This is a genomic window from Aeribacillus composti, from assembly GCF_007827555.1.
Lineage (GTDB): Bacteria > Bacillota > Bacilli > Bacillales > Aeribacillaceae > Aeribacillus > Aeribacillus composti.
In genome coordinates, this window is sequence record NZ_VISS01000018.1 from 1 (window position 1) to 14114 (window position 14114).

Annotated in this window: 15 protein-coding genes; 2 read left to right on the plus strand and 13 right to left on the minus strand. The window is 38.7% G+C overall.

The features are described from left to right. Window positions 1–369 precede the first annotated feature (369 nt). Window positions 370–1140 carry a polysaccharide deacetylase family sporulation protein PdaB gene (pdaB, locus tag FB379_RS10450; RefSeq protein ID WP_066247916.1) on the plus strand — a complete coding sequence of 257 codons (771 nt, stop codon included), beginning with the start codon at window positions 370–372 and terminating at the stop codon, window positions 1138–1140. 87 nt (window positions 1141–1227) lie between these two features. Here the strand turns inward: pdaB and FB379_RS10455 are convergent, their stop codons facing one another. Continuing rightward, complete coding sequence (locus FB379_RS10455) at window positions 1228–1845, minus strand: KinB-signaling pathway activation protein (RefSeq protein WP_063387198.1); 618 nt, start codon at window positions 1843–1845, stop codon at window positions 1228–1230. Between the two features lie 148 nt (window positions 1846–1993). On the opposite strand from FB379_RS10455, the gene gerD reads away from it, so the two are divergent. Next, a complete protein-coding gene (gerD, locus tag FB379_RS10460; protein ID WP_144597962.1) occupies window positions 1994–2596 on the plus strand; it encodes a spore germination lipoprotein GerD in 603 nt (200 codons plus the stop codon). 17 nt (window positions 2597–2613) lie between these two features. Here gerD and FB379_RS10465 read toward each other — a convergent pair whose 3' ends face one another. The 12 genes from FB379_RS10465 to FB379_RS10520 form a co-directional block, all read right to left on the minus strand. After that, entirely contained in the window at window positions 2614–3657 is a 1044-nt protein-coding gene (locus tag FB379_RS10465) for an Mrp/NBP35 family ATP-binding protein (protein WP_063387196.1), read from the minus strand. Between the two features lie 99 nt (window positions 3658–3756). Beyond that, window positions 3757–4470 carry an N-acetylmuramoyl-L-alanine amidase CwlD gene (cwlD, locus tag FB379_RS10470; RefSeq protein WP_063387195.1) on the minus strand — a complete coding sequence of 238 codons (714 nt, stop codon included), beginning with the start codon at window positions 4468–4470 and terminating at the stop codon, window positions 3757–3759. A 462-nt stretch (window positions 4471–4932) separates the two neighbouring features. Beyond that, entirely contained in the window at window positions 4933–7269 is a 2337-nt protein-coding gene (locus FB379_RS10475; protein ID WP_144597963.1) for an Ig-like domain-containing protein, read from the minus strand. Window positions 7270–7889: 620 nt separating this feature from the next. Beyond that, on the minus strand, window positions 7890–8327 hold the full coding sequence (locus FB379_RS10480) for a DUF2521 family protein (RefSeq protein WP_063387192.1): 438 nt from the start codon (window positions 8325–8327) through the stop codon (window positions 7890–7892). Window positions 8328–8441: 114 nt separating this feature from the next. Further along, window positions 8442–8834, minus strand: a complete 393-nt coding sequence (gene rpsI / locus FB379_RS10485) for a 30S ribosomal protein S9 (protein WP_063387191.1) — start codon at window positions 8832–8834, stop codon at window positions 8442–8444. A 21-nt stretch (window positions 8835–8855) separates the two neighbouring features. After that, the gene (gene rplM / locus FB379_RS10490; protein ID WP_063387190.1) at window positions 8856–9293 is read right to left on the minus strand and encodes a 50S ribosomal protein L13; all 438 of its coding nucleotides are present in this window, start codon (window positions 9291–9293) and stop codon (window positions 8856–8858) included. 145 nt (window positions 9294–9438) lie between these two features. Beyond that, window positions 9439–10179, minus strand: a complete 741-nt coding sequence (gene truA, locus FB379_RS10495; RefSeq protein WP_063387189.1) for a tRNA pseudouridine(38-40) synthase TruA — start codon at window positions 10177–10179, stop codon at window positions 9439–9441. An 11-nt stretch (window positions 10180–10190) separates the two neighbouring features. Then, window positions 10191–10988 (minus strand): energy-coupling factor transporter transmembrane component T family protein, encoded by a 798-nt coding sequence (locus FB379_RS10500; RefSeq protein ID WP_063387188.1) that lies wholly within the window; start codon window positions 10986–10988, stop codon window positions 10191–10193. Next, window positions 10978–11853 carry an energy-coupling factor ABC transporter ATP-binding protein gene (locus FB379_RS10505; protein WP_144597964.1) on the minus strand — a complete coding sequence of 292 codons (876 nt, stop codon included), beginning with the start codon at window positions 11851–11853 and terminating at the stop codon, window positions 10978–10980. Before FB379_RS10505 ends, FB379_RS10500 begins: the two co-directional genes overlap by 11 nt. Further along, on the minus strand, window positions 11829–12671 hold the full coding sequence (locus FB379_RS10510; RefSeq protein WP_130156452.1) for an energy-coupling factor ABC transporter ATP-binding protein: 843 nt from the start codon (window positions 12669–12671) through the stop codon (window positions 11829–11831). The genes FB379_RS10505 and FB379_RS10510 overlap by 25 nt, the downstream gene beginning before the upstream one ends. Window positions 12672–12854: 183 nt before the next feature. Further along, window positions 12855–13250, minus strand: a complete 396-nt coding sequence (gene rplQ / locus FB379_RS10515; RefSeq protein WP_063387185.1) for a 50S ribosomal protein L17 — start codon at window positions 13248–13250, stop codon at window positions 12855–12857. 53 nt (window positions 13251–13303) lie between these two features. After that, window positions 13304–14114: DNA-directed RNA polymerase subunit alpha (locus tag FB379_RS10520; RefSeq protein ID WP_242009319.1), on the minus strand; the 811-nt coding region annotated here is incomplete at its 5' end.

Below are 14114 nucleotides of genomic sequence, written 5' to 3' on the forward strand. Positions count from 1 at the left end.
GCCAGGATCAAACTCTCCAAAAAAAGTTTGTCACCAAATGCTCTTGTCAGAATCAACAGGCACGCTTTTCGTTTTGTTCAGTTTTCAAGGATCATGTAACTACTTCGACGAAATAACATTATAACAAAACAATTGTGTCCAGTCAATGTTTTTTATTTTTCCACAATGACTTTCATAATATATCATGGCGTCAAAATGTTTGTCAATACATTTTTTAAAACACTTAACAAACAGCGACGATTAATAATATATCAACTTTAAACTATTTCGTCAACACCTTTTTAAAATTATTTTTAATTCTCCATCCTTATTCATAATTAAAAGTTCAATTCATACAATTTTACAAGATAAGGACAAGGAGGAGCATCAATGAACCGTTTTTACATCATCCATATTAAAAAAATCAAACAATTACTTTTTTTAATTATAATCGCTTTTTTTACTGCTGTCTTTATGTACTTTCAAACAATACCAAATATCCCGGTTTTCACTACAAAGAACGGGCCGAAAGCAATTTATAAAGGAGACGGAAGCGGTAAGAAAATTGCCTTGACATTTGATATTAGCTGGGGAGATGAAAAAGCAATTCCAATTTTAAATACTTTGAAAAAATATGGACTAACCAATGCAACATTTTTTGTATCCGCCTCATGGGCCGAACGCCATCCTGAAGTAGTCAAAAGAATTATCGATGACGGTCATCAGCTCGGCAGCAAAGGATATGCTTATAAAAACTATACTGAGTTGGACACTAACGAAATTAAGCGTGATTTATCTTTAGCCCAGCATACATTTCAAAAGCTTGGTATCAAGGATATAAAATTGCTGCGGCCCCCAACCTGCCAATTCGATCAAAACGTTTTAAATATTGCTGAACAATATGGATTAACTGTCGTCCATTACAGTGTAAATTCAAATGACTGGCAAAACCCGGGAGTCAACAAGATTATCCAAAATGTTACGAAACACTTAAAACCAGGTGATATTATCCTGCTTCACGCATCAGATTCAGTTAAACAAACTAACCAAGCGTTGCCGGCGATTATTCAACATTTGAAACAAAACGGCCTTAAAAATGTAACCGTACAAGAATTAATTGAAAACAGCAATGCAAGAACGAAAGAACTATCATTCAAATGAAAAGAACTTTGGAAGTAAATTCAAACCAATCGTTTTCAATATTTTGGAAATCAATAAGCATTTTAAAGAGCTATAAGGAAAACTCCTTCAGCTCTTTTTTGCTTTTGGCGAGTCATTTGTCATTTTCGGCAAAATCAACAATTGGTAAGCATTGCAAATTAAAATTGGAAACAGCATTAAATACAGCCAATCTCTATCATTGACACGAAGGGCCGGCATCCACTCAATCACTGAAACAACAACCATAAAAAACAATGCAGGGACAAACGCATCTTTATTCGTCTGTTTTTGCTTAAAATAAGCAATTACAGCAGAAAACAACAAAATGACAACAGCTACTAAAATATACGGGACAATGGAATCTCCAGTTTGCGCAAAAAATTGATATCGAAAATAAACTAAATCAAACAACACAAAAATGATTAACAAGATTTGAACAGAGTTCCATAACGAAACTGAGCGAAAAATGCCTAGGCCAAACCTGTGCACAGTCAAATAAGCGAAAAAGCCCATTTGGCTGATAATGCTGAAAATAAAACCTACTCCGATCAGCCAAAACAATACTGCAACAATTTCAACAATATTAAAAGACAAAAACAATTTTTCATACTCGCTCCATCTTAAGATAAAACCAACAATACTTGTCGCAACTCCACCTACAATGAGAGTAGAAAGGAAAAATCGTACCCAATTTCGGCTTTTCACTGCCAACCCCTCCATATTTCGTAAAATATCATATGATTTTATCAATCCAACTTGTATATTACCATATGGCAAAACTTTTTTCGCATAAAAAACAGTTGGTTTCTCAACATAATGGTAGAAGTTATTATTGAAAGGAGCTAAATGAAATATGAGAGGTAGAAATTGTTCGCTCCTCATCATGATGCTTATATGGATGATCGTTGCAGGATGTGCGGATCGGCAGCAAAGTGGACCAATGAATTATGATGAAACAAAAAAAATGGTTGTAGACATATTAAAATCTGACGAAGGAAAAAAAGCCGTTCAAGAAATTATGAAAGATGAAGAAGTTCAACGAAACCTCATTTTAGATCAAAAAACCGTCAATAATACGATTGAAAAAACGTTAACATCAGAAAAAGGGAAGGAATTTTGGAAAAATACATTTGAAGATACAAAATTTGCGGAAGGATTTGCGAAAACATTGCAAACAGAACATGAAAAAGTGATCAAACGTTTAATGAAAGATCCGGAATATCAAGGAATGCTTATGGATGTGCTGAAAAATCCTCAAATGGAAGAAGAACTATTGAAGGTTTTAAAAAGCAAAGAATACCGCCAATATTTACAGCAGCAAATTACAGATGTTCTATCAAGTCCGATCTTTCAACCGAAAATTGAGGAGGCGCTATTGAAGGCTGCTCAGCAAGCTCAAAGTAAACAACAAGGCGGGGGCAGCTCCGGAAACGAAGGCGGGGGCGGAGGCCAATAGACCTCCTCTCCCTTCCTTTACTTTTCTGTTATCTCAATCACTTTTCTTGCTATATCTAAATAAATTTTCCCTATTGGATGGTTTTCATTATAAACAGACGGAGCAAAGTCCTCTTCATCCCAGTCCGGCTGCTCAAGCGGAATTTGCCCTAATAGAGGGACCTGCAAATCCTCTGCAAGCTTCTGACCTCCGCCTTTCCCAAATACATACTCTTTTTGGCCTGTTAATTTACTTTCAAAATAGGACATATTTTCAATAACTCCTAAAATTTCGTGCTCCGTTTTAATGGCCATTGCACCAGCCCTTGCAGCAACAAATGCAGCTGTTGGATGAGGCGTAGTTACAATGATTTCTTTACTAGTTGGAAGCAATGTATGCACATCTAATGCAACATCACCTGTACCAGGAGGCAAATCAAGGAGTAAGTAGTCCAACGATCCCCATTCAACTTCTTGGAAAAAGTTATTCAGCATTTTTCCGAGCATCGGACCTCTCCAAACAACAGGCGCATTATCTTCAACAAAAAAAGCCATTGATATGACTTGCACACCAAACCGCTCAACTGGAATAATTTTATCCCCGCGAACGATCGGCCGGTTCATGATCCCCATCATATCAGGAACGCTAAAGCCGTAAATATCTGCATCAATAAGACCAACTTTTTTTCCTAGACGAGCAAGGGACACAGCCAAGTTGACAGATACGGTTGATTTGCCGACCCCGCCTTTTCCGCTTGCTATTGCAATAAAGGTTGTTTTTTCATTCGATAAAATGGAAGGGCTTGTACTATCAGAATAATACTTTTGGACAATTTCCTTTGGAAGCTCCGAAAAACGCAGCCCAACAGTCTCGGCACCCGCTTGTTTAAGCTTTGCAACAATTTGCTGCTGGAGTGTTAACTGCTCGCTTGTTCCCGTTTTGGCAATTGCTATTTTTAAACTAATATGTTTTTTTTCGGGCTTGATTTTTATTTCTTCAATCGCATTCAATTCTTTTAAAGATTTATGTAAAAATGGATCTTCCAACTGTTCGACAATGGACCTTACATCTTCTTCCCGCATCGTATCCACAACCACCTTTTTTCCATAAGACTTTTAATAGTATATAGTATAACACATTTCCAACAGTCCATTGAAAATAGATGCCTGAGAAGAATCCATTTATTCCGGTATTTGCTGTTCATTGGAAAAATAACGCAAAACCCCGTTGTAAATGGCGGCTGCCACTTTTTTCTGATATTCTTCAGAAGCAAGAAGCTCTTCCTCAGAAGGATTGGATAAAAACCCCACCTCCACAAGCGCACCCGGTTTTTTTGCATGCTTTAGTAAATAGACACCGCTTATTGGCTTTGCTTTTCGATCTGTATTTCTTAAATTTTTCCTTAATTCATCTTGGATAAATTTCGCAATAGCTTCATTCTCCTGATATTTTCCGTCATAAAATGTTTGCGCTCCCCTCCATTTTGGAGATGGAATAGCATTTAAATGGATGCTCAAAAACAAATCGGCGTCTGATTCATCAATTAGGCGAACGCGCTTTCGAATATCTTCTGATTTTCTCCGGCTATATCCGTGTGTATCGTCCGAAGCCAAATCTTCATCTTTTTCTCTTGTCAATAACACTAACGCTCCCTGCTCTTGTAAATAATCTCGAGCAATATTGGCAATTTTTAAAGTTATATCTTTTTCCAGTAGTTTTTTTCCTACTGCTCCTCCATCGGGACCTCCGTGACCGGGGTCTAAGTAAATGATTTTTCCTGATAACGGAAGATTCCATGATTTCCATGAATTGAAAAGGGAGAATTGATATTGAATGATAAATACGAGAATCAGAAACCCAGCAATAAACAGCGCCCATTTCAGCTTTTTTTTCACTCCGCATCCCTCCTGCTCGTCCCTTCAATTCAATATATGGAAAAGCATAAGGATTTATGATTACTGCAATTTTAATTTATATCTCTTTTTTCCAGCCAATTCCCACCAGAAAATTGGCGCATTCAAAATTTAACTAATCTGCTCAAACTCGTCATTCTCCCCAACAGATAATATAGCTGTAGAAGCCGTCAACTTTCTGCCATACAGCTGTTTGTGCTTTAATGATAAATCGCCTTACACTTTTCGGTCCTAGATATGAAGTTTAAATTGGGGGCAATTGGGGATAATGGAATGCTTCACTTGAAAATAAAATTGTATTTCTGATTCAGTTTTTATACAGCGCTTTTTTTCAAAAAGAAACATTTTAAGAGTCATAAAAAAAGCTCCCGCAAATATGGGAGCTAAGATGAATGTTGCGTTTCAGTTATAACGAGACCGATCAGGCTGGCACGGTCAATTTTATTATTTGTATTTGACGGTAACTTTCGTGCTTTTTCCTACATTTCCAGCCTTATCTTTTGCATACACTAGGAGAACTGTTCCGGCTTTTTGTTTTTTGATTGAAACGGAGAAATTTCCGTTTTTATTCGCTTTGCCCGAACCGATTACTTTCTTTCCTGCTTTGACATACACCGTTGAATACGCCTCTGCTTTTCCTGTCACCGAGGAAGATTTTCTTGTCACTTTGTTCACTTTAGGAGCACCCGGCGGTATTTTATCGAGTACCGTCACTTTTCGCGCCGGGCTCACATTCCCCGCTTTATCCGTCGCTGTTACGTAAAGAATTGTTCCGGCTTTTTGAGCCGTTTTTAACGAAATTGCGAATTTCCCATTTTTATCTGTCGTGCCGGTGCTCAATACTTTGCTGCCGGCCTTTATTGTTATTTTTGATCCTGCCTCTGATGTCCCCCTGACCGTTTTATCTTTATTGCTGACCGAATTTACACTCGGAGTACGCGGCGGTGTTTTATCAATTACCGTCACTTTTCGCGCCGGGCTCACATTCCCCGCTTTATCCGTCGCTGTTACGTAAAGAACTGTTCCAGCTTTTTGAGCTGTTTTTAACGAAATCGTGAATTTCCCATTTTTATCTGTCGTGCCGGTGCTCAATACTTTGCTGCCGGCCTTTATTGTTATTTTTGATCCTGCCTCCGCTGTCCCTCTGACCGTTTTATCTTTATCGCTGACCAGGTTTACGCTTGGAATGCTAGGAGGCGTTTTATCGAGCACCGTTATTTGAACCGACTCGCTTTTATTTCCTTCCTGACTCTTGGCATATACGCTTAAGACAGTTCCAGCTTTTTGTTTACTGATGGAAATGCGGAAGGATCCATTACGATCAGCCGCTGCAGTCTTCAATATCTTTGAACCAAGCTGGACATAAACAGTCGTTCTTGGATTAGACAGGCCATTTATAAATGTATCCCTATCACTTACCGGGTTTACTATCGGTTTTGGAGGAGTGTAAGGATTTTTTTCATCTAAAAAAGTATAAGTGATGTCATTTCCTTTAGATGCAGGAACAGTTTCATTACCAACAGCCCGTTTTACTATGGCTCCGCCGCCCCGCAAGCTGGCATATTCTCCCGAAAATATTTTTGGAATTAATAAATTAAAGCCTTCTTCTCCTTTAAAGCCATATTTTCCCGTATCTTTCTTCAGTAAAAGGGCACTGCGGAAGTTCGTCATCAATTCTCCAAATGTAAGGGAAGAGTTGATATATTTTTTCGCTACATTTTCTACTGCTTTATAATCATTATGAGTATCTGTTAAAATCTCTTTGAAAATCTTGTTTCCTTGATTCGCTTGAATTCTGACATATTGTCCAAAAAGATAGGACAAGGAATAGTTAGACAAAGTATCGCCATAATAATTCCAATACAATAATGAATGACCATTTGTAATGGAGGTAGAAATATTGTAGTAATAAATGTAATTCGTTAAAGGTTTTCCCGTATATATATGTTCAGCTGCCATTGACAATGCTTCATCTAGCCATGTATCCATTTGGGAGCCGTTTTCTATAAATACATTTTGGTTAAAATTCACCATATGTTGAAATTCATGTACCAATGTTTCGTATGCAGCACTTACATCCTTTTCCGTCCCTGTTCCCATTAAAGGATACGTATCAATATAAAAAATCTCTGATTTGTTGGAGTATGGAATATCATGCAAATCTCCTCCATAAAAGTAACCAGCAATATACCCCCCGAATCCTGCAAAACCATCTTGTATATCATAACAAAGAATGTGAATTTTCCCGTTTCCGTCCACATCGGATTCGCTGGCAAAATTTTGTGTGATGAGCGGATAAATTTTTTGATCAAATTCTTGCCCTAATTTTTGCGCATCAGCTTCTGTAATTTGATTATCATAAACCCATACGTTCGTTTTTGTACCTGAATACAGCAGCTTGGCGCTAATTTGTTTATCTTCATTGGTCGTAAAATCATGCACCCAAAATGTCTTAGTATCGCCAACTTTATTGAGAAACTTTTTGGAGAGAGATTTTTGTTGAAGTTTCTTGTCTTCATGTTTTTCTATATCAAAAGGTCTATTTACATCCAGTTTATAAGCATCCAATCCTATTTTTTTGTTTATCGTATATTGATCATTATTGATTTTGAACTTTCCAGTGGATTGAGGTTTATATACGTCGACGGACTCGTTGCTGATTAATATGTATTTATTTCCTCCAGATGCTGTGTCTGAACTTCTTTCCTGTGCAAAACCGCTAGCTGGCACCAATAATAAAAAAATAAGAACAAGACATAACGACTTTTTCAACCAACCCATTTCTCCACCTCTTTATTTATAAAAAATTGATAGAAATATTATAATGGATGATTTTGTATAAGGCACTAAAATTTTTTGAACAGTCACAAAAGTTTTAAGCCTATTCGCCTAAATGAAAAGTGCTAATAAAATCTTTGTGGTAAAGAGAAAAGAAACGTGTGTCAAAGCTCAGCAAAAAAAGCCAAATAAAAAATAAAAGCCGATTTCCTCACCTGCGTTACACAATTGGAGGTTTGCTCGGCAAATGATAAAAGCTTTTTCTATCTTCGAAAATCTGGAATCGTTGAAAAGACATTCATATCGAGATGAACATTTTGAAAACCGCAATTTTTTGTTTTTTAAAAGTTTTCATAACATAGCCACAGTGCATGGATGTCGCCCAAATTGTCCTTACGAGTAATATTTCACATAAGAAATAAAAACCATTTTGCTTCATTCTTCCTTGCAAAAAATAAGCAGCACTGCCAATAAATCCTGAACTTTTCCTTTTTGAAATAAAAAAGCCAATCAAAAGGCGAATTCAGCAATGGCCCCCGTCAAATCATTTTTTCACAAGCCGTTTTTAGGCATAAAAAAAGCCCGTTCCAACGAAGTTGAAATGAGCCATGCATGAACTGCTTTTAAAGCTTTAGTTTGTATCTCTTTTTTCCAGCTAAAAACCCTTCTTCCCACCAATAATGAATAAAGTGCTGGCATGTCAAATAGATGGATTCCATAACAAAATCATCATTTGATTCCCTTGCCAAATAAAGAATATTGTCAAATAAATTGTTAATAAGCTCTTGTTCTTCCTGTATACAACGTGTATTGGCCTGCTCCATCGATTCCCCGTAATATCCGAACCGGCTGTAGGCCGCTCCCAGCAAAAAAGATTCAATGGCCGAGTGGACACACTCTTCTTCCATTGCAGTTTTATGGAAGCGTTTTTGAAAAAAAGGATTAAACCATTCATCAATCATATTTTTCAATTTGCGAATTGGGAGATCTTTTAACATTTTTCGCTCAGTGAGAAGCTTTTTTTCCTGCCGTCTTTCATTAAAGTCTGTAATTACATTCATCAAAATCTCCTCCTTGTTTTTATTTTTTTCAGTTCACGCTGTTCCATTCAACCACTCCTTTCCAATTGCAAATAAAAAACCACAACGATTTGTTGTGGTTTAAGGTTCGAATCATTAACGTTTTGAAAATTGCGGTGCACGGCGTGCTCCTTTAAGACCGTATTTCTTACGCTCTTTTACGCGAGCATCTCGAGTTAATAAGCCTGCACGCTTTAACGTTCCGCGATATTCTGGATCAGCTTGTAAAAGTGCACGAGCAATTCCGTGGCGAATAGCGCCTGCTTGACCAGTGAAACCGCCGCCTCTAACATTTACTAGTACATCATAATTGCCAACTGTCTCTGTTAAAACAAGCGGTTGTTTAATATCTTCAATCAAAGCTTTTGTTGGAATGTAATCTTCAATGTTCCGTTTATTAATTACGATACGGCCTTCACCAGGAACTAACCGAACACGGGCAACAGAGCTTTTGCGACGACCGGTACCGTAGTATTGAACCTGTGCCAAAATGATAACCTCCTTATTAAATTATCCGCGAAGTTCATAAACTTCTGGTTTCTGTGCTTGATGAGGATGTTCGCTTCCTCTGTAAACATGCAATTTTTTAAACATTTGGCGTCCAAGGGAACCTTTTGGAAGCATTCCGCGAATAGCAAGTTCCAGCATTTTTTCAGGATAGTTGTTTCGCATTTCTAATGCAGTTCTTGATTTTAAACCACCAGGATGCTGGCTGTGGCGATAATAAATTTTGTCTGTTAATTTTTTTCCAGTTAATTCGATTTTTTCAGCATTAATAATAATTACGTGGTCACCTGTATCTACATGCGGTGTAAACGTTGGTTTGTGTTTTCCGCGTAAGATAGATGCAACTTCGCTTGCTAGACGTCCTAAAGTTTTGCCAGCTGCATCAACAACATACCATTTGCGCTCAACTTCATGCGGCTTTGCCATAAACGTTGTACGCATTGTTTTCCCTCCTTAATCGTTCATGTCGAAAAGTCTATTTCAAAAACACGATTATTTTCCGGGGCTAATCGTGGGGCTTGAAATACATACCATATGTTATCTTATCTTTTTAAGATATGAATGTCAAGAAAATGTTACACCTGGATTAGTTGTCATAATAAACTTTCCAAAGATATAGACCGCATCCAGAAACTGTTTTCCCGGCTCTTGATCTATCTTTGGCTGCGATAATTTGTTTTATTTCTTCCGGCTTGCGCTTCCCTTCTCCTACTTCAATCAATGTTCCGACTAAAATACGAACCATATTGTAAAGGAAGCCGCTTCCGACAAAACGGAACGTAATTTCATCTCCTTCTTCCCATATATCCGCTTCATAAATAGTTCTCACTTTATTTTCCGTTTCTGTTTTAGAAGAGCAAAAGCTTGTAAAATCATGTGTTCCAATAATGAAACGGGAGGCAGTTCGAATCGTTTCAATATTTAACGGATTTGGAAAATGGTATGCATAATGACGCCGGAACACATCTCGTTGAAAACTGCGATACAAACGGTAGCGGTATTCTTTCTTCTTTGCAGAAAATCTGGCATGAAAATCTTGATCGGCAAGCTCTGCATTTTGAATGGAAATATCTTGAGGAAGCAGCGTATTCAAAGCAATCGGCCATTTTTCCATCGGAATTTTGAGGCTTGTATCAAAATGAAATACTTGGCCAACAGCATGCACGCCGACGTCTGTTCTGCCGGAAGCAGTAATTTTTATCCGCTCCCCTTTGTGGATTTTCATTAATGCTTCCTCAATCTCTCCTTGTACTGTCCGGAGGCCGGGCTGGCGCTGATAACCGCTAAATCCTGATCCATCATACGAAACTGTGCATTTAATCCTCATTTTTAAAACTCCTAGGCACGCAATAGTAATAAAATAATTGATAACAGCAGGATAGAGGCCATCATAATGGAATCAATCGCTCCCCATTTCAGCTGCCTGATTTTCGTACGTCCTTCACTTCCGCGATACCCCCTGGCTTCCATAGCGGTAGCAAGCTCTTCGGCCCGCTTAAAAGCGCTGATGAAAAGTGGTACAAGCAAAGGAACGATTGCTTTTATTCGCTCTTTTACAGGCCCTGATGTAAAATCTACCCCTCTTGCCATTTGCGCCTTTAAAATTTTTTCTGTTTCCTCCAGCAGAGTCGGTATAAAGCGAAGAGAAATAGACATCATTAATGCTAGTTCATGGACAGGAAGTTTAAATTTTTTAAAAGGCTTTAACAGACTTTCCATTCCATCCGTTATTTCGATAGGCGTTGTTGTTAAGGTCAATGTCGTTGTCATAAAAATTAAGAAAATGAACCGAAGAGAGATAAAAAACCCTTGCCGCAAGCCTTCTTCATAAATGGAAAAAAAGCCGAAGCGGAACAGCATGTCCCCTTCTTTTGTTACTAAAATGTGCAGCAAAAATGTAAACCCAACGATCCATATAACAGGTTTTAAACCGTTCCATAAGAAAGAGAACGGAAGCTTCGTCAGCAAAATAATGATGAACGTAAATAATCCTAATAAAAAGTAAGTGATTCCGTTATTGGCAAAAAAGACGATAAAAACATATAAAAAAATCGTTAGCAGTTTTGCACGGGGATCCATTCGATGAATGACTGTGCTGCCAGGAACATATTTTCCGATGATGATATTATCGATCATATACGACACCTTCTTTTAAAAGGGCTTCAATGAAATCGGCCGTTTCCTCTAAAGTCAATGGCTTGTCTTCAACCGTTAAAGAAAATTTTTCTTCAAGCTTCATGACAAATTTAATTGATTCCGGCAAATCGAGCCCAAGCTGCTCCAGTTCCCTAGTCAACCGGAATATTTCCTTTGGCGACCCTTTCATCTTTAATTCCCCTTGGTGCAAAACGGCAATTTCATCAGCGTACTTTGCTGCGTCTTCCATGCTATGCGTTACTAATATCGTTGTTAATTTTTTTTCTTTATGGAGACGATAAAAAAGCTCCATGATCTCATTTCGCCCTTTTGGATCCAATCCTGCAGTCGGTTCATCTAAAACGAGCACCTCCGGCTCCATCGCTAAAACACCTGCAATCGCCACTCTTCGCATTTGCCCCCCGCTTAGCTCAAACGGGGATTGATGAAGGATTTCTTCTCCTAGACCGACAAGCGGCAGCACTTCTTTTACCTTTTTTTTCGCTTCTTCAAACGATGCGCCAAAATTCATTGGACCGAATGCTATATCTTTTTCGACGGTTTCTTCAAATAATTGATGCTCTGGGAATTGAAAGACAATTCCGACCTTTTTTCGGACAGATTTCAAGTTTTTCTGTTTTTCTCCTGCCTTAATCAGCCGGTCTCCAAGTTGAATAGAGCCTTTCGTTGGCAAAAGCAGGCCGTTTAAATGCTGCAAAATCGTTGATTTTCCCGACCCGGTATGCCCAATCACGGCCAAATATGTTCCTTCATGGATATCTATATTGATATCACACAAAGCGAGCCGTTCAAAAGGAGTGTTCATTTGGTAACGATGTTCTAATTGTCGGATTTTAATGTCCATAATTCGTCCACCAGGCTTTCTACATTAAGGTGTCGCGTCGCTAAAGGCACTCCTTTTTCAAGAAGCCGTTTGCTCAGCTTGTAAGAAAACGGAAGATCTAAACCGATGCTTACCAGCTCCTCTTCCAAGCGAAACACTTCTTTCGGAGTTCCCTCTGCAAATTTTTTGCCTCCATTCATTACAATCATCCGATCTGCTTTGGCCGCCTCTTCCAAATCATGGGTGATGGAAATGACCGTCACAAGCCCTTTTTCTTTCAATGACCAAATGGTTTCAATTACTTCCCGGCGTCCAATTGGATCAAGCATTGAAGTCGCTTCATCTAAAACAATAATGCTTGGTTGAACAGCCAAAACGCCTGCAATCGCGACCCGCTGCTTTTGTCCGCCAGAAAGATGATGAGGTTCCCGTTCTAAAAATTCATTCATTTTTACAATTTTCGTCGCCCATTCGATTCGTTTTACCATCTCTTCTCTCGGTATACCTATGTTTTCCATACCAAAAGCGACATCGTCCCGTACAGTGGCGCCGACAAATTGATTATCTGGATTTTGAAACACCATTCCAATCCGTTTTCGAATATCCCAAATGGTTTTTTCTGATAATGTGATTCCTGATACAGTAACGGTTCCTTCATCAGGCAGCAGCAGACCGTTTAGCATCCGGGCCAATGTTGATTTCCCTGATCCATTGTGTCCGACGATGGCCAGCCATTCCCCTTCATACACATCAAAGGAAACATCCGTTAGTGCAGGCTTTTCACTTTCTTTATTATAGCGGTATGTTACATGTTGAACTTGAATGATCGACCGTTCCACAGATGCCCTCCTCCCGCCTCAAGTACAGATGAAGTAAACGCGAATATCATGTCTATAAATATGAGATGCAGAGGCTGCCAAAAGAAAATCAATCCGCTTTGTAAAGTACTTGAAGATAAATAAAAAAGGGCATAGATGCAGTCATTACAACTGTCCCGCCCTTGAAGTTCATTTATATCTAAATTACACGAATTCAATGATAACCATTGGTGCTCCGTCACCACGGCGAGGACCCATTTTCAAAATTCGTGTGTAGCCGCCTTGACGATCTTGGTAACGTGGTGCCACTTCATCAAATAATTTTTGCAATGCATAGAAAGGTTTTTCTTTTTCCTTTCCGTCTTGGCCTGAAACTGTCACAGTTTTCGCAACCTCATTGCGAATAAACTGTGCTGCTTGGCGACGAGCATGCAAATCACCACGTTTACCTAAAGTAACCAGCTTCTCTACAACAGCACGAAGCTCCTTTGCACGGGCTTCAGTCGTTTCAATTCGTTCGTTAATAATTAAGTCCGTTGCTAAGTCACGGAGCATTGCTTTACGCTGCGCACTAGTACGTCCTAATTTTCTATAAGACATGTGATGTTCCCTCCTTTGTTGGAAGTTGATCTATATAGACTTTGAAAAATCAGTTAATCGTCTTTTCGTAAACTCAAACCAAGGTCTTCTAATTTTTGTTTTACTTCTTCTAGCGATTTGCGTCCTAAATTACGCACTTTCATCATGTCCTCTTCTGTTTTGTTCGCAAGTTCTTGAACTGTGTTAATACCTGCACGTTTCAAACAGTTATAAGAACGAACAGAGAGGTCAAGTTCCTCAATCGTCATTTCAAGCACTTTTTCTTTTTGGTCCTCTTCTTTTTCAACCATGATTTCAACATTTTGCGCTTCATCTGTTAAGCTAACGAAAATGTTTAAGTGCTCCATCAAAATTTTAGAGCCAAGTGCGATAGCTTCCTTTGGACCGATGCTTCCATCTGTCCAAACATCAATTGTCAGCTTATCATAATCTGTCACTTGACCAACCCGTGTATTTTCCACTTGATAAGAAACTCTAGAAACGGGTGTGTAAATCGAATCGATTGGGATGACACCTATTGGTTGATCTTCCCGTTTATTTTCTTCAGCCGGGCTGTATCCTCTCCCGCGCTTCGCCGTCATTCTCAGCCGCAAATGAGCATCTTTCGCAAGAGTTGCAATATGAAGATCAGGATTTAATATTTCAACATCGCTATCGTGAGTTATATCTGCTGCCGTAATGGGCCCTTCACCTTGTACGTCAATTTCTAGCGTCTTCTCTTCTTCTGAATAAATTTTCAGAGCAAGCTTTTTTAAATTTAAAATAATCGTTGTAACATCTTCGACGACACCATCAATTGTAGAAAATTCATGGAGGACGCCGTCAATTTGAACAGATGTTACAGCGGCACCAGGGAGTGAGGAT

What these genes read in the sequence shown, in the direction of transcription:
- FB379_RS10500 (WP_063387188.1), bottom strand. Translation starts at nt 10,988, where the DNA reads ATGATCGATAATATCATCATCGGAAAATATGTTCCTGGCAGCACAGTC.
- FB379_RS10480 (WP_063387192.1), bottom strand. Translation starts at nt 8,327, where the DNA reads ATGAATGTAATTACAGACTTTAATGAAAGACGGCAGGAAAAAAAGCTT.
- FB379_RS10475 (WP_144597963.1), bottom strand. Translation starts at nt 7,269, where the DNA reads ATGGGTTGGTTGAAAAAGTCGTTATGTCTTGTTCTTATTTTTTTATTA.
- gerD (WP_144597962.1), top strand. Translation starts at nt 1,994, where the DNA reads ATGAGAGGTAGAAATTGTTCGCTCCTCATCATGATGCTTATATGGATG.
- rplM (WP_063387190.1), bottom strand. Translation starts at nt 9,293, where the DNA reads ATGCGTACAACGTTTATGGCAAAGCCGCATGAAGTTGAGCGCAAATGG.
- FB379_RS10465 (WP_063387196.1), bottom strand. Translation starts at nt 3,657, where the DNA reads ATGCGGGAAGAAGATGTAAGGTCCATTGTCGAACAGTTGGAAGATCCA.
- FB379_RS10505 (WP_144597964.1), bottom strand. Translation starts at nt 11,853, where the DNA reads ATGGACATTAAAATCCGACAATTAGAACATCGTTACCAAATGAACACT.
- truA (WP_063387189.1), bottom strand. Translation starts at nt 10,179, where the DNA reads ATGAGGATTAAATGCACAGTTTCGTATGATGGATCAGGATTTAGCGGT.
- rplQ (WP_063387185.1), bottom strand. Translation starts at nt 13,250, where the DNA reads ATGTCTTATAGAAAATTAGGACGTACTAGTGCGCAGCGTAAAGCAATG.
- pdaB (WP_066247916.1), top strand. Translation starts at nt 370, where the DNA reads ATGAACCGTTTTTACATCATCCATATTAAAAAAATCAAACAATTACTT.